Below are 26,320 nucleotides of genomic sequence, written 5' to 3'. Positions count from 1 at the left end.
AAACCGTTAAAATAAAGGCTTTGGAGCAACTCCCACGAACACAGAAAGATGCTAAGTGGGCATTTATAATTTATATGATCTTAGGAGCGCTGTTTATTTGCTCTCTTGTTGTGTCTAACCTTATTTTTCAGAAGTTCTTTTACTGGGATTTCTTTGGGTACACTTTTGAGATCTCTGTAGGTATACTGCCGTATCCCATCACATTTTTGATCACAGATCTTATAAGCGAGATCTATGGTAAGAAAAGGGCAAATCAGGTTGTAACCGCTGGAGTTTTTGCGTCGTTCTTCTCATTGCTTATCGTTACGGTTGCTGATAAAGTGCCGGCCACGGGATGGTCGCCCATTGATGATTCGTTATTTACTACAGTTTTTGGCGCGACGGCTATCGCGGTTTTGGCTTCAATGCTGGCGTATCTTTTTGCACAATACCTGGATATACAATTGTTTCATTTCTGGAAGAAGTTGACAAAAGGTAAGCACCTCTGGCTGCGTAACAATTTCTCAACCTTCTTGAGTCAGTTTGTAGATACAGCGACCGTGCTGTTGCTTTTATGCAGTTTTGGTAAGATAGAATGGGAGCTTTTTACCGGATTATTAATTTCTGGATTTTTGTTTAAAGTGCTCATTGCGGCTTGCGACACGCCATTTTTATACGCCGGAGTTTTTGGGTTTAGAAGATGGTTTGGCCTTAAAGCCGGAGAAGAACTTAAAATTGAATTTCAATCACAAGTTGAAAAAGAAACTATATGAAAAAGATATTTAAAATCGTGGGCATCATACTCGTGGTACTCATCATAGGATTGATCCTTGCGCCTGTTTTATTTAGAGGTCAGCTTGAGGATCTGCTAAAAAAGACGATCAATAAAAACCTCAACGCCACGGTAACTTGGGAAGAATTAGACCTTAGTTTGTTTAAGAGTTTTCCGCAGGCGGCGCTGACGGTGAAGGATTTTAGTGTGGTAAATAAAGCACCTTTTGAGGGCGATACACTGGCAAAAGGAGCAGAGCTGCGACTGGATATGGGGATAAAGCAACTCTTTAAAGGTGGTAATGCGCCTATTAAAATTGATCAATTTATTCTTAATGATGCGCTCATAAATATTAAAGTAGACAGCACAGGTCAGGCCAATTATGACATTGCTATAAAAAGCGATGCAGAGCAAGCAGATGTCGCTTCCGCGAAAGATACTACGGGAGGATTTCAATTTGATATGCAACATTACGAGATCAATAATAGCCGCGTGAATTATCTGGATGAAAGTACAAATACATTCATCAGACTCACTGAAGTAAACCACGAAGGAACGGGTGATTTTGCCGCAGATATTTCAAATCTTGAAACACATACTGAAGGTATTGCTTCACTAGATATTGATGGCGAGAATTATTTAAATGGGCACACCTTAAAGCTAGATGCAGATTTTGAAATGGACCTAGAGAATCAGCGCTATACTTTTAAAGAAAATGAAGCTTTTGTAAATCAGTTGCCATTAGTTTTTGAAGGTTGGGTGCAAGTGAATGAAAACGATAATGACATAGACCTTTCATTTAAAACGCCAGATAGTGATTTTAAGAATTTTCTTGCCATAATTCCAGAGACGTATGCAAAGAATTTGGATGGTGTAGAGACTACAGGCGATTTCCGCGTAAGCGGTATAATTAAAGGAAAAGTTGATGAAGAACATATCCCAACGCTAGATATAAGTATTGCTTCAAACAACGCTGCATTTAAATATCCAGATCTGCCTAAACGAGTTGAAAATATTGTGATTGATGCACAGGTAATGAACGAAACTGGTCTTGTAGATGATACATATTTGCGATTAGGTAATGTGACTTTTAAGATTGATCAAGATGTATTTGCTGCAAATGGTCGTATTGATAGACTTACAACAAATCCGCTGATCGATCTTGCATTAAAAGGTAGATTGAATCTCGCAAATCTTGAGAAGGCGTATCCATTAGAATTAGATCAAGATTTCAACGGAATGCTGAATGTAGATATGACGGCGAATTTTGATATGGAAAGCGTAGAAAAAGAGCGCTATGAAAATATCAAAACTACGGGTAAAGCCAACTTAAAAGACTTTAATTATGCTTCGCCAGAATTGCCAAAACCGCTAAGTATCGCTGAGGCTGATATTACTTTTAATCCCGGGACGATCACGCTAAATACCATGCAAGCGCAAATAGGGAACACAGATTTGCAAGCTGCCGGGAAGATAGATAATCTTATTCCGTTTATAGTTTCAGATAAAGATCTGCAAGGACGTTTTACGGTAAACAGCAATACTATAAATCTTAATGATTTTATGGTTGCAGAAACTAAGACCGTTAAAGATGAAAGCACTGCTAGTGGCACAAAAGAAGTGACGACCGGCGATGAAGCAATAAAGATCCCTTCGTTTCTGGATGCCGAGTTGAGCTTTAAAGCAAATAAAGTGATCTACGATGATCTTGTGCTTAATAATGCGTCTGGTAGTTTAAGTGTTAAAGATGAGGCGGCGACAATTACAAATATTCAGTCTGATATTTTTGGTGGTAAAATCGCTCTTAACGGTAATGTGAGTACAAAGAGTGATGTTCCTACTTTTGGGATGCAGCTTAATCTTAGCGATATAGATATTGATCAATCTTTTGAAGGTCTTGAATTATTGCAAGGTCTTGCGCCAATTGCAAAAGCACTGCAAGGAGCGCTAAACACTACGATAAACTTAAAGGGTAGTCTTAATAATGATCTTACGCCAGTGCTTACAAGTATCGCTGGTGATGCTTTTGCGCAATTGCTTACCGCAGAAATTGAAAAAGATAAAATGCCGCTCATGGCACTTCTTGATAGCAAACTAGATTTTATAAATCTAGATAAGCTAGATCTTAGTAAGCTTAAAGCAAATCTCACTTTTAACGATGGCCTTGTAAGTGTGAAGCCCTTTGACTTTAATGTAAAAGGCATCAACATTAAGGTAAGCGGTTCTCATAGTTTGCAAAATGAGATGAATTATAATCTAGCGCTTGATCTTCCTGGTAAATATTTAGGAAGTAAAGTTGGCGGAACATTAGCGCAGCTCAATAATATTGATCTTGATAAATTCACGGTAGAATTGCCTGTAAGTATTTCGGGGAATTTGAATAGTCCTAAGGTAGCTGTGAATACACAACAGGCCGTTACAGAACTTACGCAGAACATCGTTGCAAATCAAAAAGATCAACTTAAGCAAAAGGGCGAAGAAAAAGTTACAGAAGCTTTAGGTAAATTACTTGGTAATAAGACCACGACAGACACCACACAAACCAGCGGTTCTACTCAAAAGAAAGACACGCTGTCGCAAACGCAAACAACTCAAAAGATCGTAAAAGATGTACTAGGAGGCTTGCTTAATAGGAATAAGAAGAAGCAAGATTCCACAGGGAATTAAATAAAAAAGGGAGCTAAAATTTAGCTCCCTTTTTTAATCTCTTTAATCTTCTTGAGGCGGGGTGGATTTTAATTGCTCGCCACTTATGCTTGTTACAATAAACTCAGATCTACGGTTTAATTGATGCTCTTCTTCAGTACAATCTACACCGTTGCTGCACTCATTTATTAATTGGCTTTCGCCAAAACCTATACCAGAGATTCGCTCACGTTCTATACCGCGACTTACAATATAATCTGCGGTAGATCTTGCCCTTTTATCTGAAAGGATAAGGTTGTATCTATCATTACCGCGGCTATCAGTATGTGATCTAATTTCAACCACCATACCTGGATTTGTTTCCATCACAGCAATAACTTTTACAAGTTCGATAGCTGCATCTGGTCTAATGTTGAATCTATCAAAATCAAAGTAAATAGGTTTCAGTTCTAGCAGTTTTGCGAGGTCATCACCTTCATTCACTCTTGTAATTCTAGGATCAAGTAAAAGTTCAACTTCTTTTATCTCATTATTTCTTTTCGTGACAACGTGCTCCTCAGCAGAGAAGTATTCTGGCTCGTCTGCTCTCACTATTTTCTCAACATTACAATCTGTAGTTATTCGTACTTTTCCGTTTGCATCAACCTTTAAGGTTTGCTGTACACTTGCGTTGCCATCCATTAGAACCACAGTTGCATTAGGTAAAGGTTCTAGCGTCTCGCTATCTTTTACAACAATATCAAGTATCGTGTTGCAAACAGGTTCAGGTTTTGGTTCGCGAGTAAAACTGAAAATATCATCGCTTCCCATACCAAAGTTGCGATTAGATGAGAAATAGCCTTTGTTTTGGAACTCATCAACGATAAAGGCAAAATCATCCTGCGGACTGTTTACTGGCTTACCTAAATTGATAACATAAGAGATGTTGCCATTCTTGTCTTTTGCAGCGACATAAACATCAAGACCACCCAAGCCCGGACGACCATCTGATGAGAAATAAAGATTTCCTTTTTTACTTAAAAATGGGAAATTCTCTCTTCCTTCTGTGTTAACTGTATTTCCAAGATTTTGAGGTTCGCCGTACTCGTCTTCACCAATGATATCTACATACCAGATGTCAGATAAGCCAAGACTTCCTTCCATATCAGATGAGAAATAGAGTTTCTTGCCATCTGGACTTAAAGCCGGGTGAGAGATCGAATACTCATCGCTGCTAAAGGGAAGTTCTTTTTCAGAGCTCCAACCATTACCTCTTTTCACGGCAGTGTAGATCTTAAGACGCGTGGTCCCGCCTGCGTCTTTTCTTTTTACACCGTGGTTGTAATTGTTTCTTGTAAAATATACTCGGTTACCGTCTGCAGTAAAAACCGCTGAAGATTCATGAAACGGCGTGTTGAGGTCTTTTAAAAACTTTTCAGGTTTTCCTATATCACCGGTTTCTTGATCTATGGGCGCGGCATAAAAATCTAGAAATGGCTCGTAATTCCAAGTGTGTATTTTTTTAGAATAATTACCAGTGTCACGTGAGGATGCAAAAACCAATTGGTTCTCATAGATGGTGGTTCCAAAATCAGAAAAACGGGAGTTCATCCATCTTAAGTTCTCAACATCATATTCGCTGTCAGTATAACTTATACCTTCTAGATAATCTGGCTCTTCTTCAAAGAGATCAGCTCTAAGATCTTCGCCTTTTAGTGCCATGAATTTCTCCATGATCTTATCAGATCGATCGTAGTCTTTAGTCGCTTTTAAAGTCTGTGCGTATCTAAAGTAATATTCAGGTTCGGTTTCTTCTGGATAAAGTTCTACAAGCTTTCCATACCATTTTGCGCCTTCTTCATAAAGGCCATTAAAGTAGTACGAATCTCCTAGTTTTCTAAAAAGTTCTGGAGAAGTCTCGCCTTCTTCAGCGAGTTTTAGATAGATGCGTTGCGCATCGATAAAAGCATATTGCTTAAACTTTTTATTCGCCTTCTCTAAGTCTTTATTTTGTGCAAAAGATGAGGTAGAATAAGAAAATGCCAGGATTATAACCAGAAATAATCTAGAGATAATTCTCATTAGGTTTATGGGCTTAAAGATGAGTCAATTAAAGGCCAAATATATGAAAAGGAAGTTTTCAAAATCTACACCTTATAATTTTAACGCAAGAATGGGGGAAAACCCCCTATTTTTCACATGTGCTTTTTTATTTCAAATAAACGCAAAGCCACAACTGGCGCGGAAAGTTTTACTTTTTTATATTTACTAAAACTAACGTTATGAAACACCTTTTTGACCATATTAAAGGCCGTAGATCCATCTATCCTGAGCAATATCTTGATGAACCTATAGAAAAAGAGATCATTCATAGGCTACTTGAGGCGGCAAACTGGGCGCCTACGCACAAGAAAACAGAGCCGTGGAGATTTAAAATCTTTATGGATGACGCGCTAAATTCTTTGAGTGACGCTTTCGCGGAAGCGTACACAAAAACAACACCTGCAGATAAGTTTTCTGACTTTAAAATGAAGAAACTCACCTCAAAACCTACAATGTCTGGAGCTGTGATCGCCATCTGTATGCAACGCGATCCTAAAGAAAGTTTGCCAGAATGGGAAGAAGTTGCAGCCGTATCAATGGCCGTGCAAAACATGTGGCTTATGGCAAGTTCGCTTGATCTGGGATCTTATTGGAGCTCACCGGGATTGATGTCTGAAATGGGAGATTTTCTTAAACTCGCTCCTGGCGAAAAATGTCTGGGCTTTTTCTATCTAGGTTATTATGATATCGAAAAACCCAAAGGCAAAAGAGGCTCAATAGATGATAAAATAGAGTGGGTGTAAGATCACACGCTGCATCTTTTGCCTTTCGGCGAAAATCTTGATCCTTGAATTTATCCTAAAAATTCAAGGATTTTTTTTGTAATAAAGTCTATTTGCTCATCATCAAGCTCTGTGTGCATAGGAAGCGAGATCACTTCTTTACAAAGTCTATTTGTAACTGTAAAATCTGCTTCATTATAGCGCTCATCCTTGTATGCTTTTTGCAAGTGCAATGGGATAGGGTAATACACTCCGCATGGGATGCCTTCAGCGTTAAGATGTTTTACTAATGCGTCACGATCTGTGTCTTTAAGTACTAAAGTGTATTGGTGAAAAACATGACTGTCTTCTTCTCCTAAAATCTCAGGAGTAATAATATTAGGATGATCTTTTAAACGCTCAGTATATTTTTTGGCGGAAGCCCTACGCTTCTCATTATACGTATCAAGGTGTGGAAGTTTTGCTCTTAAAACCGCAGCTTGCAAAGAATCTAGTCTACTGTTTACACCCACAACATCGTGATGGTAGCGCTCGTACATACCGTGGTTTACGATACCTCTAATGGTGTGCGCAAGCTCATCATCATTTGTGAAGATCGCTCCACCATCACCATAGCAGCCCAAGTTCTTAGAAGGGAAAAATGAGGTGCTAGCAACATGGCCTATGGTCCCAGTTTTTGATTTAGAACCGTCTGCATGTTGATAATTAGCGCCAATACCTTGTGCATTATCTTCTATTACATAAAGATCGTGCTCTTTTGCAACAGCCATGATCTCATCCATATTTGCCGGTTGCCCAAAAAGATGCACAGGAACGATCGCTTTTGTGTTCGGCGTAATAGCATTTTTTATAGCCTCAATATCAATATTAAAAGAAACCGGATCAACGTCTATAAGCACAGGTGTAAGTTGTAAAAGTGCGATCACCTCTACCGTTGCGGCAAAAGTAAAATCTGCAGTGATCACTTCGTCGCCAGGTTTAAGACCTAGACCCATCATCGCGATTTGCAATGCGTCTGTACCATTTGCGCATGGGATCACATTTTTTACATCAAGATACGTCTCAAGCTCTTTTTGAAAATTTTGAACTTCTGGACCGTTAATAAAAGCGGCATTCTCCAGAACTTCGTTAAAAGAAGTGTTTATTTGATCTTTTATGCTTGCATATTGACCTACAAGGTCAACCATTTGTATTTTTTTCATCTGAAAATATTGAGCCCAAAAACTTAATTGTCAACTTCATAAAACCATATTGGGCTTGATTTGTAGAATATGGTGTACAGTGATCAAAATTACAAAATAACCCGCTATTGCCAAGGCAGTTTTTATTATAGTGAAAAGCCTAATTTTGCCACATGCGAAGCATTTATTCCCTTGCCATAAAAGCCTTTGAAAAAGTCCTGCCGCTCACCGGTAAAATGAGTGATAAAATGCACGATTTTGTGCAGGGAAGAAAGGATGTTTTTAAAACTTTAGAAGCGCAGATCAAACCCATAGATAAAGTTATTTGGTTTCATACAGCTTCACTTGGCGAATACGAGCAGGCTGTTCCTGTAATCACTGAAGTCAAGAAAAAATATCCTGCGCATAAAATTCTGGTTACTTTTTTTTCGCCGTCTGGCTACAACAATAAGATCAAAAATAATCTTGCTGATGTGGTGACGTATTTGCCAATAGATACGCCTAAGAATGCAGCCCGATTTTTAGAGCTTGTTCATCCAGAACTCGTGTTTTTTGTGAAGTATGAATTTTGGCCCAATTTGTTGTTTTCGCTTAAAGCGAAAAGCATAAGAACATTTCTTATATCGGGAGTTTTTAGAGAAAGTCAGCAGTTTTTTAAATGGTATGGCGGTTTTATGAAAGAGGCGTTAAATTCCTTTGAATATTTCTTTTTACAGGATAGATCATCGCTAGAGAATCTAAATAGTTTAGGTTTTGAAAATGCTGTAATTAGTGGAGATACACGATTTGATCGAGTTTCGCGACAGCTGGAAATGGATAATAAAGTTGATTTTCTTGAAGAATTCACCGCTGGAAAAACAACCCTTGTTTGTGGAAGCACTTGGCCAGAAGATGAAGAACTTCTCATTGAATTTTTAAATGATTGCGGGGCTCATGATGTAAAAGTCATCATTGCGCCTCATGAGATCAAAGAAGAGAAGATCAAGAGTCTGATGGCAAAACTAGGAGATTCTGTTGTACGCTTTTCAGCGAAAGATGGACAAAACTTATCTCTCGCGACTTTCTTTATTCTGGATACTGTGGGATTTTTAGGTAGAGCGTATCATTATGCAGACATTGCGCATGTGGGTGGAGCTGCAGGAACTACAGGATTACATAATATATTGGAAGCAGCGACTTTTGGTTTGCCTATCATCACAGGTGAAAATATCCAGAAATTTCCTGAGGCGATACGACTTAGATCCCTCGCCGGACTTTATACAGTAAGCTCTTCCGCGGAAGCGAAAGAAATATTAACACGCTTAGTTGATGATAGAAAATTTAGAGAACAAACCGGGATGATCTCTGGGCATTTTGTTGCTTCAAACACTGGCGCAACTCGCGCAATTCTGGACTATCTGGCTTAAACCGTTGTCGCCTGATTGAGGTATTTTCTAAACGGCAACATCTTCTTATAAACTTCTACCACATGCTCATCAAAATCTGGTTGCATAATGCGCTCTGGCGTTAAAGTGTGCATGGCGGCAAAGGTTTTCATGCGCAATAGATCTATGTGCTCATGTTCTTGTGTGAAGCCTTTTGGCGCGGTTACAAGACTATCGCCATCGTCAATAAATTCAAAGGTGTCTTTAAAAGACTTTTTATTGAGTATCTTCTTGAGATCTTCACCATTATAATCTATCGCCTCCCGGATACTTTTTAAGATCTTAGAACCGGGTTTGTAATAGCCGCCAGCAAGAATGCTGTTGTTTACACCTATCTGTATGTAAAAATCACCTTGCTTAGAAACTTGGTCTAGGCCTGCGCCAAAATGATCCTTATAAATAGGCTTATTAGGATGATAAAGTAGATTGTTGTTTATTCTGTTTAAAGCTTTGCGTGCGTCTGTATGTGTGTAATTAGGATCAACTTTAGCAAGTTTAAGATCTATGGTCTCTAGCCATTTAATGAAAGAATCTCTAACCTTTTTATAGCGCTTTCTATTCTCATCCATCCACTCTTTATTATTGTTCTCTTGCAGCTCATTTAGAAAGTCAAAAAGTTCCTTCCAGTCCATTATCTCGCTAGTTTTTAATCGTTAAGCATTGATATTTAACGATTTATTTGCATTATTTATGAATACTTTACAAATCAAAATTACAATAGATAAACTTTATGCTATTACATTTGCCATATAAATAATTGAAAAATGAAAAAAACAATTTTTGCAGCACTAGTTGTAATGATTTCAGCGGTAAGCTTAACTTCTTGTAGAGAAGAGCCTAAGGAAACAACCACCACCGTGATAAAAGAGGTAGAAGTAGAGAAGGAAGCAGATAATGAAGGAATTCTTGAACGTACCGCTAAGAAAGTTGATCAAGAAGTAAACAAAGAGATCAATCAAGAGATCGACAATATAGGTGACGATAACTAAGGTATTTTTTTGGCCCTAAAAAATTGCTATGAAAAGGGATTATAAAAATATAACAGCTATGAAAACATATTTTAAAATAGGATTACTGATCATGACACTTTCTTTTTCTCTTACTTCATGTAGAGAACAAAGCGAGAAAGAAAAGTTAATCGAAGAAATGGAATCTAACGGCGCCGAGATCAAAGAGAAAACTGACGGAGACGAAAGTAAACTCAAAATGGAAACCGAAAATAAAGAGGTGAAAATTAAAGAAGAAGACGGCGAAACTAAGATCAAAGTAGAAGAGGATAATAAATAAAAGTAAAGTACCCCTTTTTAAAGCCCCCTAATAATCCATCCGCAGCCCAGCGGATGGATTTTTTTATGCAAGTCTGTTTACTTGCTTTTTAAGATCTTCCATAGATTGTTGCAATTCGCGCAACAAATTACTCTCTGACGGTGAGTCTAAGTGAAAAGTGAGTTTACTATTTACTTGCCATAATTCTTGTACATCACTTACACTTACCTCAAATGGTAAATACTCTTGATTAAGAGAGATAAGAAGTACTTTAGTAGGATCTGGTAATTTCTGGAGTTTTTTTACAACCACGCTATCTTGCATCACAACAACATAAACTCTGTTATTGTCAGCTTCATCCATGCTGGTTATCGCTTTTCCTAAAACCCAATCATCTGGTTGGAAGTTTGGTGTCATACTATCTCCTTCTATCTGAAAACCACGATACGTTGCGTTGCGATATTGTGGTAATGGGAAGTCAAAAGCCGGTAATTGTTTGTACCATTCTACGTCCTGAACGTTATGCGGATATCCAGCGGCAGCTTTTTGGTTAACCAAAACAAGATTTTCATTATCCATCTCGTCTACAGTTACAACCTTAGGGCTTACATCACCTTTACCTGCTTTTAGGTATTTTTGATTGCTGTAGCCAAAAACCCAAAGCGGATTAATATTGTACAACCGCAAGAGTTCTGTAACCACATGGCCAGAGAGTTTTGTGCGGCCGCGCTCAATATCTGCAGTAGAATTTTTAATCCCTAAAGCCTCTGCAAACTCGGTTTGAGTAAGATCTAATTCTTCTCTAACCTGCTTAAATCTTCGGATGTCTCCTGATACATCATTTATTCCCATATAGTAAAAATACCAATTTTTGGAAATTATCCAAACATTATGATGGATATATTCCATAATATAGGAAAATTGCCTTATTTTGTATCGCTATGAATTTTGAAAGAATAAAAGAAAAACTCAACATTCTTGCCGATGCGGCAAAGTATGATGTTTCCTGCTCCAGCAGCGGGAGCAAGCGCACAAATACTTCTAAAGGCCTGGGAAATAGTAGTGGTATGGGCATTTGCCATAGCTATACAGAAGATGGTAGATGTGTGTCTCTTTTAAAAATATTATTGACTAATCATTGCATTTTTGACTGTGCATATTGCGTGAGCAGGAGAAGTAATGATATAAAACGTGCGGCATTTAAAATTCAGGAAGTGGTAGATCTCACGATCAATTTCTACCGCCGCAATTACATCGAGGGGCTTTTTCTAAGTAGCGGGATCTTTCACACGCCAGATTATACGATGGAGCGTCTTGTGGCTGTCGCCAAAAAGCTTCGGCTAGAAGAGAATTTTAATGGCTACATTCATCTTAAATCCATACCAGGCTGCAGTGACGAACTTATGCATGAAGCAGGGCTTTACGCCGACAGGCTATCTGTAAATATTGAGATCCCAACAGTTTCTGGTTTAAAATTACTTGCACCTGAAAAGGATCATAAGGATTTTATTAAACCGATGGAAAAGGTGAAAAATCAAATCCAGATCTATAACTCAGAGCGAAAGATCATGAAAAACACTCCTAAGTATGCTCCGGCTGGTCAAAGCACACAAATGATCGTAGGCGCAACGGGAGAAAGCGATAAAGATATTATGTACAGCGCGGTGCATTATTATGCTAATTATCGCATGAAGCGTGTGTATTATTCGGGTTATGTGCCGGTTTTAGAAGATTCTAGATTGCCTGCGTTAAATACAGAAGTTCCTATGCTGCGCGAGAATCGATTGTATCAAACAGATTGGCTGTTGCGCTTTTATGGTTTTGATGTGCGCGAATTGCTGAATAATGATCACCCTAATCTTGATGTAGATATTGATCCAAAGTTGAGTTGGGCTTTGCGCAACATGCAAAACTTCCCGGTAGATATTAATAAAGCAGATAAGAGGATGCTGGCGAGAATACCAGGTCTTGGGATGAAGTCAGTAAACAAGATCATCAATGCGCGTCGTTACCGCAGGCTCAATTGGGAGAATTTAAAAACCATAGGAGTTGCGCTCAATAGAGCAAAATTCTTTATCACCTGCGACTCTAGAGAATGGGAGCGTCGAGACCTCACGCCAGATAAGATCAAGGGGATGATCTTGCAAAGTTCGGCGAGTAAGTACAATAAATTTTATAACAATCAATTGACGTTGTTTTGACCTCACAATTAATATATGATGGGAGTTTTGAGGGATTTCTCACTGCGGTTTTTTCTATTTATGAGCTAAAGCTAAAAGATGTCACGATCGTTCCCGACCATAACATACAGCCGGGACTTTTTTCTGAAGAAATACATGTGATCACCGAAACTGAAAAAGCTGATCGCGTATGGATGGGACTAGCGCCTTTTAAGGTTTTTAGGAAGAATATTTATTGGTCATATTTTAGTGAAATAACCGGTCATGAAGATGTGATGTTTCAAGCGATAAAATATGTTTTTGAAACAAAGAATGATCAAGATTATGGTCAAGAACATGTTTTAAAAGTTGCCCAAGTTGCAAAAATGGTAGGTCGTGAGAAGCATCGCATGGATGCTTTTATTCGATTTGAACTTACTAAAGACGCAATCTATTTTGCACGCGTTGAGCCAGATTTTAATGTGCTTCCGTTATTGATAAAACATTTTCAGGATCGCTATGCAGATCAGCACTGGATCATTTATGATATGAAGCGCGATTATGGGATTTCTTATGACATGTTCGGGGTAAAATTCATCCATCTTGAATTTTATGAAGATCCACGTGCGGATCGTTTCCACGAAAGTGAAGCCGACTATAGCGAGTTGTGGCAAGAGTATTTTTCTAGCACGAATATTAAATCTCGCAAAAACCTAAAATTGCATACACGTCATGTGCCTCGCCGTTATTGGAAATATTTAAATGAAAAACGCCCCCGTTGATCAATATTTTCTAACTTTAGTTTAAGCTAAACCTTAAAACAAAAATCATGAAAAAAGTATTGATGACCGCTGCAACTTTATTATTAATGATATCTGTAAGCGCTTGCCGCGAAAGCACTGTAGAGAAAACAAATGACGCCGCTGAAGCAATTGGTGAAGACATTGAAGATGCTGCTGAAGACGCTGGCGATGCGATTAAGGAAGGAGCAGATGAACTTAATGATGAGATCCAAGGGAATGATGATATGTAACGTTTGAAGTCAATTTTTTGATTTTTAACCAAATACACATATCTGTTAATAATATTGTAAAATATCTTAAAATATTCTTCACTTCTTGCGGATATACTGTTAATTTATATACTTTTGGTCCACGATTAACACTAATAAAAATCTAGAACAAATGAAAAAATTAATGTACAGTGCATTCGCACTATTTTTCGCAGTATCAATTACTTCATGTCGTGAAACTACTGCAGAACAAGCAGCAGATGATATGGAAGATGCAATGGATGACGCAGGAGATGCGCTAGAAAATGCAGCTGACGAAACTGGAGAAGCAATTGACAATGCTGCTCAAGAAGTAGAAGATGAAGTAGAAGGAAACGACGATATGTAATTTATCACGTTCTCAACGTATATGTAAACCCGTTAGCCTAGGCTAACGGGTTTATTTTTTTATACTGTTGCGCTCTCAGTTGCTGCGCTACGGTCTATTTTCTTCACAAGACCTTGTAGTACTTTACCAGGACCCACTTCTGTAAAATGTGAAGCGCCGTCTGCAAGCATGTTTTGTACAGATTGCGTCCATTTTACTGGAGCTGTTAATTGAAAAAGTAAGTTTTCTTTGATCTTAGCTGGATCTGTAACAGCATCTGTACTTACATTTTGATAGATTGGGCAAGTAGGAGTATTAAATGTTGTTGCCTCGATCGCAGCTGCAAGCTCTTCACGAGCAGGCTCCATTAACGGACTGTGAAATGCTCCGCCCACAGGAAGTACAAGCGCTCTTTTTGCGCCACGCTCTTTAAGACGCTCGCAAGCTTCTTTTACAGCTTCAATTTCTCCAGAAATAATTAATTGTCCAGGGCAGTTATAATTTGCTGCTACAACTGTACCTTCAACATCAGCACAAACAGCCTCAACGATATCGTCTTCAAGACCAAGGATTGCTGCCATGGTAGAAGGTTGTGAGTCACATGCTTTTTGCATTGCTTCAGCACGCTGAGAAACTAATTTTAAACCGTCTTCAAAGTTTAAAACACCATTTGCTACAAGGGCAGAGATCTCACCAAGAGAGTGACCAGCAACCATATCTGGTTTTACATCGCCCAGCGCTTTGAACAAAGCAACCGAATGTAAGAAAATAGCCGGTTGAGTAACTCTAGTCTCTTTAAGTTCTTCATCAGAACCGGTGAACATGATGTTTGTGATATTAAATCCTAAGATCTCGTTAGCCTGGTCAAAAAGTTTTTTAGCTTCTTCGCTAGCATTGTAAACGTCTTTACCCATGCCGCTAAATTGAGCTCCTTGTCCAGGAAAAATATATGCTTTCATAATTAATATGGTTTCAAAATTTAATAGTGCAAAAATAGGTTATTGTAAAAGATTCTTCTAACCATTGAAAAAGGCCATGAATTTCTTCACAGCCCGTTTCTCTTTTTCACGCAATTTTACTTTTATAATATTGTCTTAGACCGTTAATGTGCCAGTCTCGCCAATGTCTTCTTTTTCGCCAGTAATGGCACCTTTTGCCATTTTGAATAAGGTGACAAATTTGTTGTTTTTAGGCTCCCAATATCTAGCTTGTAGTGGTGTAACTTTAAGAACAGTAACGTTTGGATCATTCACTCCGTCAAAATAAGTGTCATCCGTTTTACCGTACAATTCTTCAATAAGCGCTTTATCTTGACTTATCGCAGCGTCTGCATAAATGCTCAAAAACTCCATATTACCGGGTTTTGAGTAAATAAGCTGCACAAAAGAATCATGTTTAATATTTGCATTATGCTCGCTATCTGCACCGCTTAAGAAGTAGATGTTTCCCGCTTCGTCCACCTTTTTTGTGCTCATCGGTATCACATCTACTGGCTTAGCGCCAATGTTTGTTGCAAGCATGCAAAAGTCTATATCTTCAGCCAGTTCCTTAATTTTCTTTCTGGCATCGTCCTCTGTCAAATTTTTAATACTCATGGCTTTTAATTTTTTAATAAAAATAGCCATAAAACCATCATGCCTATTTCAAAGGATTCACAATAAATGCGTGCTAAAACCTAAAGTTTGTTAAGGCTAGCTGTATTGTTTTAGTATCGCTTTCGCGGAAGCGAGATAAGAACGCCCAAAAAGATTAAGATGCACCAATATATAATAAAGTTGCCACAACTTGATGCGACCTTGCCAGCCATCCAGAAGCGGAAAAGTCGCATTGTATGCTGAAAATAATTGAGGTTCAAAACCACCAAAAAGATGCATCATTGCGATGTCCATTTCTCGCGGTGCATAAGCCACGGCAGGATCGATCAAGCAAGGATCTCCGTGTTGATTCACTATATAATTGCCACTCCACAGGTCGCCATGAACAAGCGCTGGAGGTTCTTTAGGGATGATTGTTTTGAGTTTTTTATAAAAATCTTCGAGTACATTAAAAGTAAATCCGTTTTGTTTTGCGAGTGCTAATTGTGGTTTGAGACGTTGATCTATATAAAATTCGCCAGCAGTATTTGATTGCGCATTGTATTGCGGCAAACTGCCTATGTAGTTATTTTGGCTATAGCCAAATGTCGCATTGCTTTGTTTATGAAGCTGGGCCAACTGCTCACCGAAGCGCGTCCAGAATTTCGGATCCTTTTTGGCGGAAGCCTTATATTCTAAAAGCAAATAACTAAGATCTTGAAATTCTCCTATGGCGATAGGTTTAGGAACGTCGATCACTTTTGGTGCGCGCAAGGTTTCGAGTCCGGCTTTTTCTGCAGCGAACATCCTGGGATAGCGTTTAGCATCGTTTACTTTTATTACTAGTTTTTTTGTGCTAGTTTCTAGTAAATAAACAGCATTGATGTCGCCGCCTGTTAGCGCAGTGGCTTGCTTTATATTTATTTTATGCGTGTTTTGTATGTGAGCTTTGAGCTCAGCGTCTAGCATACGTCAGGTAAGTAAATGCGTAGTCGTGACGTTCATCTTTGGGATGAAATTCGTCTTTAAGAAGTTGCCATTTTGCTTCATCGATCTCTGGGAAAAAAGCATCAGCCTCAAACTCGCCATGCACACGTGTAAGTTCAATATGTGTAGCGTGATCTATGCCCAGTTTGTAAATCTCGCCACCGCCTATGATAAATGCATTCTCATCATTTTTTGCAATGTCAAGAGCTCCCTCAATACTGTGAACAACAATGGCGCCTTCAGGATTGTAATCTTCTTGTCTGGTAATAACCACGTGGGTGCGATTAGGCAATGGTTTGGGGAAAGATTCAAAAGTTTTTCTCCCCATTATAATATGATGACCCGTGGTGAGTTTTTTAAATCTTTTAAAATCATCTGGAAGATGCCAAACGAGATCATTGTCTTTTCCTAGTGCGTTATTTTCGGCGGCAGCCGCAATCATTGTGATCATTTTCACCTTAAGGATTTAGGGGTTCGTTAGGTTTTGTGTAGGTGCTTTTTTGCTCTTGAGGTAGCGGATATTCTTGCTCAACTTGCTTTTGCATTTTTGCGATCTTGTCTTTTTGTTTCGCGACAAGCTTATCCATCTGTTCATTTTGCCAGCGCTTGTTCATAAAAGCATTTACAAGAGAAACATTAAGTGTGTGAATTAAAAATACAAATAACCAAACCAAGATCGCAGCAACAAACCAGTCTGCGCCAAAGGGTTTAAAATCTTTACCAAGATTTAAAGCAACGTTTAAAATAATAAGCAAAACGGCGCCGGCCAGAAAAACAATAAAATGTCTAAAAAGATTTTTTTTCTGTGCGATGCGTGCTCTTGCATAATCATACATTTCTCGCTGCTCAGCATCAATTTTAGGCGTATCTTTCTTCTTTGAAAACATCTTGGTTTAAATTAGTTCAAAACCAAATTTACAAGTTTTAACAGCCATTTCCTCCCATGAAAAACTTAAAAAAGGAATTTCCCGTTACAGCGCAGTATACACATTTAAACACGGCCGGTTGCGGTCTTATGTCAGAGACCTTGCTAGATTGGAGACATGATCATGATCTAGATTATCTCATTATGGGAAGCAAGCTAAAGGATAAACAAGAAACGTTCATTAAGAAGTTGCGCGCAAAGATCGGGCAGTTTTTTAATGTAGATCCAGAGAAACTGGCGCTTGTGCCTAATTTTAGTTTTGGCATCAATATTTATCTTGATTCTTTAAAGCGGGACACAAAATTCTTGCTGCTTTCTAATGATTATCCGTCTATCAATTGGCCTGTAGAAGAGCGTAAATTTGAGGTTTGTTATGCCGAAATAAACGAACATCTAGAACAAAATATTCTTAAAAAGGTAGAAGAAGAAAAACCAGACGTTTTGGCCTTGAGCCTAGTGCAATATCTCAACGGCGTGATGATAGATCTGGATTTTTTAAAGACGCTTAAAGCGAAATTCCCTCAGCTGCTGATCATCGCAGATGGCACGCAATTTCTAGGTACACAAGAATTTGATTTTCAAAATAGCGGTATTGACGTGCTGGGCGCCAGTTGTTACAAATGGATGAACGCTGGCTACGGCAACGGACTTTTTCTTTTTAAAGAAACCACCGCACAGCAATTGCCCGAAACGCTGGGTTATGGCAGTGTGCGCGGTAGAGGTGATGACAAGCAAAACTTCATCGGGAGATTTGAGCCCGGTCATCTAGATACGTTGACAATGGGAAGCATTGGCGCGGCGATAGATCTTATCAAGAAAGTAGGTTTTGAGAACATAGAAAATCACATAAAGCTATTGAGCGATAAGGCTATGCAGGCTTTCGCCAAGAGAGATCTTCTGGAAGATTATATCCCAAAGCGTAAGCAACATTCTTCGATCTTTAATATTAAAGGAGACGAGAAACTGTATAATAAATTGAAAGAACACGATATAATCACTACGCCTCGAGGAAGCGGAATTAGAGTGAGTTTCCATTATTTTAATACAGAAAAGGATCTTGAGAAGCTTCTAAAGGTAATTTAGAATGTAATAGAAGCGATTTTGCAGAATGGCTAATTCTTAAAAATTTTAAAGAATATTTAGAAACAACGTTTTCGTATTTACTTATTTTTCAAATAGATAGCTGTTTAATGTGTATTTCGAAAAAATAGTCTTATTGTGTTGATTTTGTGAGTTTTATTAAAAAATGAACTATACATTTGTTATTCAAAAAAATAAACTATGCCTTTTACAAAACAATATCTTAAGTCAAAACCAGAGTGTAAGGTTACTTTTTCTTTTCCTGCAAAAGAAGCTTCTTCTGTTGCAGTAGCAGGAGATTTTAACGAGTGGGAAAAAGAAGAATTGAAAAAGCTTAAAAACGGAACTTTCAAAGGAACCGTTAACGTGCCGATAGATAGCGAATATGAATTCAAATATTTGGTAGACGGCGAGTGGAAAAACGACACAGAAGCAGACAGCTATAAATGGAATGATTTTGCTGCTAGCGAGAACAGCGTAGTAGCGATCTAAAAATATAAAAGGGAAGCGATAGCTTCCCTTTTTTTATGCTTTTCGCCGAAAGGCATAATCTGCAAAACATTTACCAGCGTCTGTAAATCGCTGTATGACTTCAAGCCCAGACTGGCTTGAGAGCCACTCTACAATACTGTCGTCATATTTTTGCGAGATCTCTGTGTGGATGCTTTCCCATTGGTCAAAATGTACAGTGAGATCAATGCTGTTTATGTTTACATCTTGAGCGGTTTTGCTTACTAAGAAGCTTTTTGTAGTTCCAGATTCTGGATCGTATGTAGGCCAATGCATGAAATTGTCGATGTCAAAATTGGCGTCCATTTCCTTATTAATGCGCAACAACAAATTCTTATTAAAAGCCTCTGTCACACCTTGCGAATCGTTATAAGCAGCAAGGATTTTTCCGGGTTCTTTTTTAAGGTCAAAACCCATAAAAAGAAGATCGCCTTCTCGCATTGATTTTGTGATGTTTGACAGAAACTCTACAGCCTTTGCGTGTGGCAAATTGCCAATATTTGATCCTAATACAAAGATCACTTTCTTGCGTTTGTTATAAGCTGCGAGTTGGCTTAAGACCTTAAAATACGTGCCCTGCTGAGGTTTGATATTCAGCGATGGCCATTTGTCTTTTATGGTAGATTCTAGCTCGTTTAAAACATCCTGACTTATGTCTACGGGTAAATAGGTGAAGTCTTTTTTTGTCTTGGTCAATTCTTCTAGCAATACCTTCGTTTTCTTGCCATCGCCAGCGCCTAGTTCTATTAATTCAAATCCGTCTTTCGACGAAAATAAATCTGCGATCTCAGATTTGTGTTCATCTAAAATTGAATATTCGCAGCCAGTGAGATAATATTCTGGCAGTTCCATGATCTGCTGAAAAAGCTTATCGCCTTTGCTGTCATAGAAATATTTTGACGAAAGATATTTTGGGAAAGCCGTAAGGCCTTCATGAACTTCCTCTTCAAAGGAGTTTTTAAATGTAGTTTTTGCCTTTGTTTCCATTAAAGAAGAAAATTATTTTACTAAACGAAGACCTGTGAATTGCCAGCGTAATCCCGGCTGAAAGAAATTGCGGTATGTATGGCGCGTGTGATTGCTAGAAGTAGCAACAGAGCCGCCACGCAACGTTTTTTGACTCACCATGAATTTACCGTTGTATTCACCTAAAGCTCCGGGAGCTTTTTTGTAATTGGGATAAGGCAGGTATGCGCTCTCTGTCCACTCCCAACGTTGTCCCCATTCAAAATGTTTTTGTGCAATCTCCCACTCAAACTCTGTGGGAAGTCTCATGCCTTTATATTGAGCAAAGGCAAACGCTTCATAATATGAGATATGTGCAACTGGCGCAGAGCTGTCTAGATCCTGGAGGCCGGCAAGTGTGTATTGCTTCCAGCTTCCATCTATTTTGTGCCAATACAGCGGGTGTTTGATGTTGTTAGTTTGTACCCAATCCCAACCTTCAGCATGCCAGAGCAAAACCTGTTCATAGCCGCCGTCTTTAACAAACTCTAGGAATTCGCCATTAGTGATCAGTTTATTTGAGATCTCAAAATCATGCAGATAAACTTTATGTCTTCCTAGTTCATTATCATAGCAAAAACCTTCACCTTCATAGCCTATTTCATAAACGCCTTCGGGGATCTTGATCCACTGCTGTGAAAAGTCTTGCGGTGTTGACTCTTTAAAATTTTTGGCGTAAGCCGGCAAAAGAGGATTATTACCTAAGATATATTTAATGTCTGTAAGCAGTAATTCTTGATGCTGTTTCTCATGATGACAGCCTATCTCAACAAGCGATTCAATTTCTTGATCGATGCCTTCTTGAAGCATTTCGCTAAGATGTTCTGTCACATATTTTCTGTACGCATAGACTTGCTCTACCGTGGGGCGAGAAAGATTGCCGCGATCTGTGCGCACAACTCTAGCGCCCACGCTTTCATAATAACTATTAAAGACAAAGGCAAATTGCTCATCAAAGAGTTTGTAGCCGGATTTGTGAGGCTTTAAAATAAACTCTTCAAAAAACCATGTTGTGTGGCCTAGGTGCCATTTAGGGGGAGAGACATCTACGATAGGTTGCACCACATAATCTTCAATTTGCAAGGGTTTGCAAATCATCTCTGTATCTGATCTTGTTTGTGAAAAAAGCTCAGATAAAATAGAAGTTTGTATGATCATAATTTGAGTGCAACCGTGGGTTATACTCAAATTTACAATTTAAAACCTTTGTGATTCAGTGCTCTAAGTTAACCTCGTGTTAAAAGGTAAATGGCACAGTGTATTTGGTGGCTCTAGGTTTTCCGCCGGCGTTACCTGGTGTCATTTCTGGGATGAGCATAATGTTACGTTTTGCTTCATCTTGTAACACTTTTGTGCCGCCAGTAACTTTTAAGATCTGTGGTTTGCCTTCAGTATTAATGATAAATTCTACAGTTACTTTTTGCTTAGTTCCATCACTTTTATACCCTTCAGGAAATTTAAAGTTGCTGCTAATATGCTCTGAGAGTTTTGTGCTAAAACAAGATCTTAGTTCATTACTTTTACCTTCACAACCGGGCCAAGTAGGTGGTGTAGTTTTAATTGTAAGTGTGTTGCCTGTAAGTTTTACACCTTCTTGGGCAAAGGTTGTACCTGCAATGAGAAGCATTGCTAGGATAAGTAGGTTTTTCATAAAAATGGGGTTTTATATTAAATCGCAACGGCGCCTTTGATAAGTGGGTGTGGGTCATACCCAACTAATTCAAAATCGTCGTAAGTGAACTCAAAAATATCTTTGATCTCTGGGTTCATCTTCATTGTAGGTAATTTACGGAAATCTCTCGTAAGCTGAAGTTTCACCTGATCAATATGATTTTTATAAATATGCACATCACCAAACGAGTGCACAAAATCACCGTAAGCATAATCACAAACCTGTGCCATCATCATGGTAAGCAGTGCGTAACTTGCGATATTAAAAGGCACTCCTAAAAATACATCAGCGCTACGCTGATATAATTGGCAGCTTAATTTTGGTCTTTTATCATCTGCATTTTCATCGCCCGGCATAACATAAAACTGAAAAAACGCATGACATGGTGGAAGCGCGGCTTTACCATTTGCAACGTTCTCTGAGAAAGAAACAGAAGTGTCTGGCATCACACTAGGATTCCAGGCTGAAACTAGCATGCGACGACTATTAGGATTGCCTTTAAGAGTCTCGATAACTTCTTTGATCTGGTCAATGCCTTCGCTGTTCCAGTTACGCCATTGATGACCATAAACAGGACCTAGATCTCCATTTTCGTCGGCCCATTCATTCCAGATCCTAACACCGTTTTCTTGAAGATATTTAATGTTAGTATCGCCTTTTAAGAACCAAAGCAGTTCATGAATAATAGACTTAAGGTGAAGCTTCTTTGTGGTTACCATAGGGAAGCCTTCGCTGAGATCAAAACGCATTTGATGCCCAAATAAACTCAAAGTCCCTGTGCCGGTACGGTCGCCTTTTTCGGCGCCATTTTTCAGAATATTTCTTAGTAGATCGTGGTACTGCTTCATCTTAAAATCATCATTTTATCTATAACAAATTTATGATCTTAAGATTGTGTGAGGTAGAAAATGATAAACAAGTTATTCAGAAAATATCAAGATTCTTTGAGCTAGCATTTTCATAAAAATATTAGCTGTTCGGTCTGTTTTCTTTTGGGTTAAACCCAAAAGAAATAAAACAAAAGAAGTAGTTAAATCTGAAAATTAACCCATTAACATCCCGGCGATCGTGGCCGTAAGAAGCGCAGCAACTGTACCGCCTATCAATGCTTTGATACCAAAGGCAGCAAGCGTAGATCTCTGGCTAGGAGCCAAAGCGCCAATTCCACCAATTTGAATCCCGATAGACGCAAAATTCGCAAAACCACAAAGCGTGTAAGTCGCAATGACAATAGATCGCGCATTGGTAAGCACACCAGAAGCTTTAAGATCTCTCAAAGACCCGTAAGCGTAGAATTCGTTAAGAATAGTTTTCTCTCCTAGAAGTTGGCCTACAACAGTGATATCTTCTGTGGGAACGCCAATTAACCATGCAACTGGAGCGAAGATCACGCCTAAGATGTATTGCATTGATAAGCCAGAGTAGCGACCATCAGTATTTTCGGCGATGTTGTCATTTACGCCAAGAGCAGCACCAACCATATCCTCAGTAAACCAGTTAAGAACCGCCATAAGCGCAGTAAAAACAAGAAGCATTGCACCTACGTTTACAGCAAGTTTAAGTCCGTCTACGGTTCCTTTTGAAATCGCATCTAGAACATTAGATCCCGCTTTATCTCTTGAAATGTCTAGCTTTCTATCTATTTCTTCAGTTTCTGGATATAGCATTTTTGCTATAATTATGGCTGCCGGAGCAGACATGATCGATGCGGTGAGTAAGTGTTTTGCAAAAATCACTCGTTGTGCTTCGCTATCACCACCTAGAAATGAAATGTAAGCTGCAAGTACGCCACCAGCAAGTGTTGCCATACCGCCCACCATTAGACAAAGCATTTCTGATTTGGTCATTTTCTCCAAGTATGGTTTTACCACAAGGGGAGCTTCAGTCTGACCTATAAATACGTTTGCGGCTGCCGCCAAACTCTCTGCGCCCGAAAGTTGCATGGTCTTACTCATTACCCAAGCAAAGCCTTTTACAACCAGTTGAAGAACTCCTAGATAATACATCAAAGAAGTAAATGCGGAGAAGAAAATTATAGTAGGTAATACTTGAAAAGCAAATATGTAACCGAATGTGTCTTGATCTGTAACAAGACCGCCAAAGATAAACTCTGCACCGCTTTGGCTAAAGCCTAAAAAGGTTACCACTTGTTGTGAAACCCAATCAAAAGCAACTGCTATAAAGTCTACTTTAAAGATCAAAATGGCAAAAACCAATTGAAGTATAAGGCCTATACCTACAAGACGCCAATTGATTTTTCTTCTATTGCTACTAAGTAAATAACAGATCCCGATAAGAAAAACCATCCCGAGTAAACCACGACCAATACTTGTTGTAGTAATGCCTTCACCCATTTCTAGCGCTGTGCCTACGGGTTGTTGAGTTTCTTGTGCAATTGAACTGAACATGGGAAAAATAAGGAGCAGTAGGGTAAAAACTTTTTGCATGAGCGGGGTTAATTACGTTTAGAGATTTCATCCCTTACCTTAGCTGCGGTTTCATAATCTTCTTGAGCTACGGCTTTGTCTAATAAGTTGTGCAATTCATTAAGAGATAGATCTCTGTAATCTGAACTTGTTGCTGTGGTTTCTTCTTCATCTTCTACCACAAGTTCATCTACAAATAGGCTCTCTTCTTCATCCTCTTCTTTCTCCTCGTGAGTTCCTTTTAAGAATATCCCAGCTTTATCTAGAATATTCTTGTAAGTAAAAATAGGAGCGTTAAAACGAAGTGCCAGAGAGATCGCATCGCTTGTACGCGCATCAATGATCTCTTCAGTGTTTTCTCTTTCGCATATAATGCTACTATAGAATACACCGTCTACCAGTTTGTGGATGATAACCTGTTTTATCACGATATGAAAGCGATCTGCAAAGTTCTTGAACAGATCATGTGTTAAAGGTCGCGGTGGGCTTATCTCTTTTTCTAGAGCAATAGCAATAGATTGTGCCTCAAACGCACCTATGACGATAGGTAGCTTGCGGTCACCGTCTACTTCGCTAAGTATCAAAGCATATGCCCCGTTCTGGGTCTGGCTATATGAAATACCTTTAATGTTAAGGCGCACTAAACTCATGTTGCAAAAATATAAAAAGGCTGTTTTAAAAAAGGCTTTACGCCTAAATTAAAACAGCCTTTTGTTAAGGAGTCTTAAAATTCTATGAATTTTGTGCTTTAAATTCCTTTAATTTCTCATTGAGTTTAGGCACTACTTCAAAGGCGTCACCTACAACTCCATAGTCTGCGGCTTTAAAAAATGGAGCCTCAGGATCATTGTTAATAACTACCTTAGTTTTTGAAGCATTTATACCGGCAAGATGCTGAATTGCACCACTTATTCCTACTGCGATATAAAGATTAGAAGCTACTGGTTTACCGGTTTGCCCCACGTGTTCGCTGTGTGGTCTCCATCCCATATCGCTCACAGGTTTAGAACAAGCTGTTGCTGCACCTAGAATGTCTGCCATTTCTTCGATCATTCCCCAGTTTTCTGGACCTTTAAGTCCGCGACCACCAGAAACTACAATCTCTGCATCTGCAATGGTAACCTTATCTGTGGCTTTATCTATAGATTTTACATCTGCGCTAAATGCATCACTTGCAATTTCTGGAGCAAAGCCTTCAACTTCTGGAGTTACCTCTTTTTCTTTAAGTCCGTATGCATTTTTAGAAAGACCTAAGATTCTCTTATCTGTAGTGATCTCTGTTACATTAAATGCTTTGTTTGTAAATGCTGTACGCTTTACTTTAAATGGTGAAGTACTTTCAGGAAGTGCGACGATATTTGAAGCATAGCCAGCACCCATTGCTACTGCAAGTAATGGTGCAAGATATTTCGCATTTGCACTGCTGCTTAATATGATCGTAGTATTTTCTCCTTTTTCTGCTGCTTGTTTTATCGCTTCCGCGAAAGCGGCTGCCTTAAATTTTGCGAACTTCTCATCTGTTACATTAAGCACCTTGTTTACACCATATTTTCCTAGTGCTTCTGGCTCATCTGCATGAAAAGTAATTGCGGTTACGGTATGGCCCAGCGCTTCTGCAACGCCACTTGCGTAACTCGCAACTTCAAAAGCTGTCTTCTTAAATTTTCCTTCTTCTGCTTCTGTATATACTAAAACTGACATGTTTTTCTTTTTTTAGAGTTAGACTAAACTGTTTCTTCTGTTTAAGAATACTAGATCACTTTTGCCTCGTTGTGCAATAAGTTGATCAGCTCATCCAGATTGTCTGGAGAAACAAGTTTTACATCACCTTTAGGAGCTGGTTTTTCAAACTTCACAGCTTGAGTTTCGCTGCCAGCGCCACTAGGCTCTACTACATTTAATGGCTTTTTTCTTGCCATCATGATACCACGCATATTTGGGATGCGTAGGTCACTCTCTTCTACAATACCTTTTTGGCCAGCAACAACTAGTGGTAATTTAAAACCTAAGGTTTCTTTACCGCCATCAATTTCTCTTGTCGCAGTTGCGGTGTCACCTTCAACTTCAAGACCGATACAAGTATTTACAAAATTCGCATCGAGCAATCCGGCTAACATACCTGGTACCATACCGCCATTGTAATCAATAGATTCACGACCAGCGATGATAAGATCATATTCTCCTTTCTTTGCGATCTCGCTAAGCTCTTTAGCTACTTGATATCCATCTTTCGCTTCAGCGTTAACGCGTATTGCAGTATCTGCGCCTATGGCAAGACACTTACGCAAAGTTGGTTCTGTTACTGCTCCACCTACATTCACTACATCTACAGATGCGCCTTGCTTTTCTTTAAACCACATTGCGCGGGTAAGACCAAACTCGTCATTAGGGTTGATCACAAATTGAACACCGTTAGTATCAAATTTTGTATCTCCATCAGTAAAGTTGATCTTTGAAGTCGTATCTGGTACATGACTTATACAAACAAGTATTTTCATTATATCTAGATTTTTATTCTAACTATTTCGTTT

29 protein-coding genes are annotated in these 26,320 nt (G+C 38.8%); 12 read left to right on the top strand and 17 right to left on the bottom strand.

The genetic code is table 11. The features are described 5' to 3' along the window. Positions 1-74 precede the first annotated feature (74 nt). The gene (locus tag ACZ5L8_RS12065; RefSeq protein ID WP_464440953.1) at positions 75-752 is read left to right on the top strand and encodes a queuosine precursor transporter; all 678 of its coding nucleotides are present in this window, start codon (positions 75-77) and stop codon (positions 750-752) included. Continuing rightward, entirely contained in the window at positions 749-3,418 is a 2,670-nt protein-coding gene (locus tag ACZ5L8_RS12060) for an AsmA family protein (RefSeq protein WP_464437836.1), read from the top strand. Before ACZ5L8_RS12065 ends, ACZ5L8_RS12060 begins: the two co-directional genes overlap by 4 nt. A gap of 42 nt (positions 3,419-3,460) precedes the next feature. On the opposite strand, the gene ACZ5L8_RS12055 is transcribed toward ACZ5L8_RS12060, so the two are convergent. Beyond that, positions 3,461-5,458: an OmpA family protein gene (locus tag ACZ5L8_RS12055; RefSeq protein ID WP_464437833.1), complete on the bottom strand. Its 1,998-nt coding sequence runs from the start codon at positions 5,456-5,458 to the stop codon at positions 3,461-3,463. Between the two features lie 200 nt (positions 5,459-5,658). Here ACZ5L8_RS12055 and ACZ5L8_RS12050 point away from each other — a divergent pair, with 200 nt between their 5' ends. Further along, on the top strand, positions 5,659-6,222 hold the full coding sequence (locus ACZ5L8_RS12050; protein ID WP_464437831.1) for a nitroreductase family protein: 564 nt from the start codon (positions 5,659-5,661) through the stop codon (positions 6,220-6,222). A 50-nt stretch (positions 6,223-6,272) separates the two neighbouring features. Here the strand turns inward: ACZ5L8_RS12050 and ACZ5L8_RS12045 are convergent, their stop codons facing one another. Then, a complete protein-coding gene (locus tag ACZ5L8_RS12045) occupies positions 6,273-7,403 on the bottom strand; it encodes a DegT/DnrJ/EryC1/StrS family aminotransferase (RefSeq protein ID WP_464437828.1) in 1,131 nt (376 codons plus the stop codon). A 152-nt stretch (positions 7,404-7,555) separates the two neighbouring features. Between ACZ5L8_RS12045 and ACZ5L8_RS12040 the strand changes: the two genes are divergently transcribed. After that, positions 7,556-8,788, top strand: coding sequence for a 3-deoxy-D-manno-octulosonic acid transferase (locus tag ACZ5L8_RS12040; protein ID WP_464437824.1), 1,233 nt, complete (start codon positions 7,556-7,558; stop codon positions 8,786-8,788). Here ACZ5L8_RS12040 and ACZ5L8_RS12035 read toward each other — a convergent pair. Further along, positions 8,785-9,438 carry a DUF2461 domain-containing protein gene (locus ACZ5L8_RS12035; RefSeq protein ID WP_464437822.1) on the bottom strand — a complete coding sequence of 218 codons (654 nt, stop codon included), beginning with the start codon at positions 9,436-9,438 and terminating at the stop codon, positions 8,785-8,787. The genes ACZ5L8_RS12040 and ACZ5L8_RS12035 overlap by 4 nt on opposite strands. Positions 9,439-9,570: 132 nt before the next feature. Here ACZ5L8_RS12035 and ACZ5L8_RS12030 point away from each other — a divergent pair, with 132 nt between their 5' ends. Both ACZ5L8_RS12030 and ACZ5L8_RS12025 read left to right on the top strand, forming a co-directional pair. Continuing rightward, a complete protein-coding gene (locus ACZ5L8_RS12030; RefSeq protein WP_464437819.1) occupies positions 9,571-9,795 on the top strand; it encodes a hypothetical protein in 225 nt (74 codons plus the stop codon). 58 nt (positions 9,796-9,853) lie between these two features. Further along, complete coding sequence (locus ACZ5L8_RS12025) at positions 9,854-10,093, top strand: hypothetical protein (protein WP_464437818.1); 240 nt, start codon at positions 9,854-9,856, stop codon at positions 10,091-10,093. A gap of 63 nt (positions 10,094-10,156) precedes the next feature. On the opposite strand, the gene ACZ5L8_RS12020 is transcribed toward ACZ5L8_RS12025, so the two are convergent. Further along, positions 10,157-10,924: a LexA family transcriptional regulator gene (locus ACZ5L8_RS12020; RefSeq protein ID WP_464437815.1), complete on the bottom strand. Its 768-nt coding sequence runs from the start codon at positions 10,922-10,924 to the stop codon at positions 10,157-10,159. Between the two features lie 89 nt (positions 10,925-11,013). Between ACZ5L8_RS12020 and ACZ5L8_RS12015 the strand changes: the two genes are divergently transcribed. The 4 genes from ACZ5L8_RS12015 to ACZ5L8_RS12000 all read left to right on the top strand — a co-directional run bounded on the left by ACZ5L8_RS12015 (position 11,014) and on the right by ACZ5L8_RS12000 (position 13,631). Further along, the gene (locus tag ACZ5L8_RS12015) at positions 11,014-12,273 is read left to right on the top strand and encodes a putative DNA modification/repair radical SAM protein (protein WP_464437813.1); all 1,260 of its coding nucleotides are present in this window, start codon (positions 11,014-11,016) and stop codon (positions 12,271-12,273) included. After that, entirely contained in the window at positions 12,270-13,013 is a 744-nt protein-coding gene (locus ACZ5L8_RS12010) for a TIGR03915 family putative DNA repair protein (RefSeq protein ID WP_464437810.1), read from the top strand. The genes ACZ5L8_RS12015 and ACZ5L8_RS12010 overlap by 4 nt, the downstream gene beginning before the upstream one ends. Positions 13,014-13,060: 47 nt before the next feature. Next, entirely contained in the window at positions 13,061-13,264 is a 204-nt protein-coding gene (locus tag ACZ5L8_RS12005; protein WP_464437808.1) for a hypothetical protein, read from the top strand. 151 nt (positions 13,265-13,415) lie between these two features. Continuing rightward, positions 13,416-13,631, top strand: coding sequence for a hypothetical protein (locus tag ACZ5L8_RS12000; protein ID WP_464437806.1), 216 nt, complete (start codon positions 13,416-13,418; stop codon positions 13,629-13,631). Positions 13,632-13,690: 59 nt separating this feature from the next. On the opposite strand, the gene fabD is transcribed toward ACZ5L8_RS12000, so the two are convergent. The 5 genes from fabD to ACZ5L8_RS11975 form a co-directional block, all read right to left on the bottom strand. Next, positions 13,691-14,569, bottom strand: a complete 879-nt coding sequence (gene fabD, locus ACZ5L8_RS11995; RefSeq protein ID WP_464437803.1) for an ACP S-malonyltransferase — start codon at positions 14,567-14,569, stop codon at positions 13,691-13,693. Positions 14,570-14,704: 135 nt separating this feature from the next. Continuing rightward, positions 14,705-15,205 carry a pyridoxamine 5'-phosphate oxidase family protein gene (locus ACZ5L8_RS11990; RefSeq protein WP_464437800.1) on the bottom strand — a complete coding sequence of 167 codons (501 nt, stop codon included), beginning with the start codon at positions 15,203-15,205 and terminating at the stop codon, positions 14,705-14,707. 96 nt (positions 15,206-15,301) lie between these two features. After that, positions 15,302-16,153 carry a fructosamine kinase family protein gene (locus tag ACZ5L8_RS11985; RefSeq protein ID WP_464437799.1) on the bottom strand — a complete coding sequence of 284 codons (852 nt, stop codon included), beginning with the start codon at positions 16,151-16,153 and terminating at the stop codon, positions 15,302-15,304. Further along, on the bottom strand, positions 16,140-16,622 hold the full coding sequence (locus ACZ5L8_RS11980; protein WP_464437796.1) for a dihydrofolate reductase: 483 nt from the start codon (positions 16,620-16,622) through the stop codon (positions 16,140-16,142). The genes ACZ5L8_RS11985 and ACZ5L8_RS11980 overlap by 14 nt, the downstream gene beginning before the upstream one ends. Positions 16,623-16,629: 7 nt before the next feature. Next, on the bottom strand, positions 16,630-17,058 hold the full coding sequence (locus ACZ5L8_RS11975; protein ID WP_464437793.1) for a 2TM domain-containing protein: 429 nt from the start codon (positions 17,056-17,058) through the stop codon (positions 16,630-16,632). A 56-nt stretch (positions 17,059-17,114) separates the two neighbouring features. Between ACZ5L8_RS11975 and ACZ5L8_RS11970 the strand changes: the two genes are divergently transcribed. Further along, positions 17,115-18,179 (top strand): aminotransferase class V-fold PLP-dependent enzyme, encoded by a 1,065-nt coding sequence (locus ACZ5L8_RS11970; protein ID WP_464437792.1) that lies wholly within the window; start codon positions 17,115-17,117, stop codon positions 18,177-18,179. A 198-nt stretch (positions 18,180-18,377) separates the two neighbouring features. After that, positions 18,378-18,668, top strand: a complete 291-nt coding sequence (locus tag ACZ5L8_RS11965) for an isoamylase early set domain-containing protein (RefSeq protein ID WP_462600417.1) — start codon at positions 18,378-18,380, stop codon at positions 18,666-18,668. 33 nt (positions 18,669-18,701) lie between these two features. On the opposite strand, the gene egtD is transcribed toward ACZ5L8_RS11965, so the two are convergent. From egtD to ACZ5L8_RS11925, 8 genes are all read right to left on the bottom strand, one after another. Then, positions 18,702-19,673 carry an L-histidine N(alpha)-methyltransferase gene (gene egtD / locus ACZ5L8_RS11960; RefSeq protein WP_464437790.1) on the bottom strand — a complete coding sequence of 324 codons (972 nt, stop codon included), beginning with the start codon at positions 19,671-19,673 and terminating at the stop codon, positions 18,702-18,704. A gap of 12 nt (positions 19,674-19,685) precedes the next feature. Next, positions 19,686-20,849 carry an ergothioneine biosynthesis protein EgtB gene (gene egtB, locus ACZ5L8_RS11955; protein WP_464437788.1) on the bottom strand — a complete coding sequence of 388 codons (1,164 nt, stop codon included), beginning with the start codon at positions 20,847-20,849 and terminating at the stop codon, positions 19,686-19,688. A 79-nt stretch (positions 20,850-20,928) separates the two neighbouring features. Beyond that, complete coding sequence (locus tag ACZ5L8_RS11950; RefSeq protein ID WP_464437785.1) at positions 20,929-21,342, bottom strand: energy transducer TonB; 414 nt, start codon at positions 21,340-21,342, stop codon at positions 20,929-20,931. Positions 21,343-21,359: 17 nt separating this feature from the next. Continuing rightward, complete coding sequence (locus ACZ5L8_RS11945) at positions 21,360-22,211, bottom strand: thymidylate synthase (protein WP_464437783.1); 852 nt, start codon at positions 22,209-22,211, stop codon at positions 21,360-21,362. Between the two features lie 195 nt (positions 22,212-22,406). Beyond that, positions 22,407-23,810: a NupC/NupG family nucleoside CNT transporter gene (locus ACZ5L8_RS11940; RefSeq protein WP_464437781.1), complete on the bottom strand. Its 1,404-nt coding sequence runs from the start codon at positions 23,808-23,810 to the stop codon at positions 22,407-22,409. An 8-nt stretch (positions 23,811-23,818) separates the two neighbouring features. Further along, positions 23,819-24,439: a bifunctional nuclease family protein gene (locus tag ACZ5L8_RS11935; RefSeq protein WP_464437779.1), complete on the bottom strand. Its 621-nt coding sequence runs from the start codon at positions 24,437-24,439 to the stop codon at positions 23,819-23,821. Positions 24,440-24,521: 82 nt separating this feature from the next. Beyond that, a complete protein-coding gene (locus ACZ5L8_RS11930) occupies positions 24,522-25,490 on the bottom strand; it encodes an electron transfer flavoprotein subunit alpha/FixB family protein (RefSeq protein ID WP_464437777.1) in 969 nt (322 codons plus the stop codon). A gap of 50 nt (positions 25,491-25,540) precedes the next feature. After that, positions 25,541-26,287: an electron transfer flavoprotein subunit beta/FixA family protein gene (locus tag ACZ5L8_RS11925; protein ID WP_464437775.1), complete on the bottom strand. Its 747-nt coding sequence runs from the start codon at positions 26,285-26,287 to the stop codon at positions 25,541-25,543. Between the last annotated feature and the right edge of the window lie 33 nt (positions 26,288-26,320).

This window comes from Leeuwenhoekiella obamensis, from assembly GCF_055391795.1.
This window is presented reverse-complemented; position numbering and strand designations above follow the sequence as displayed.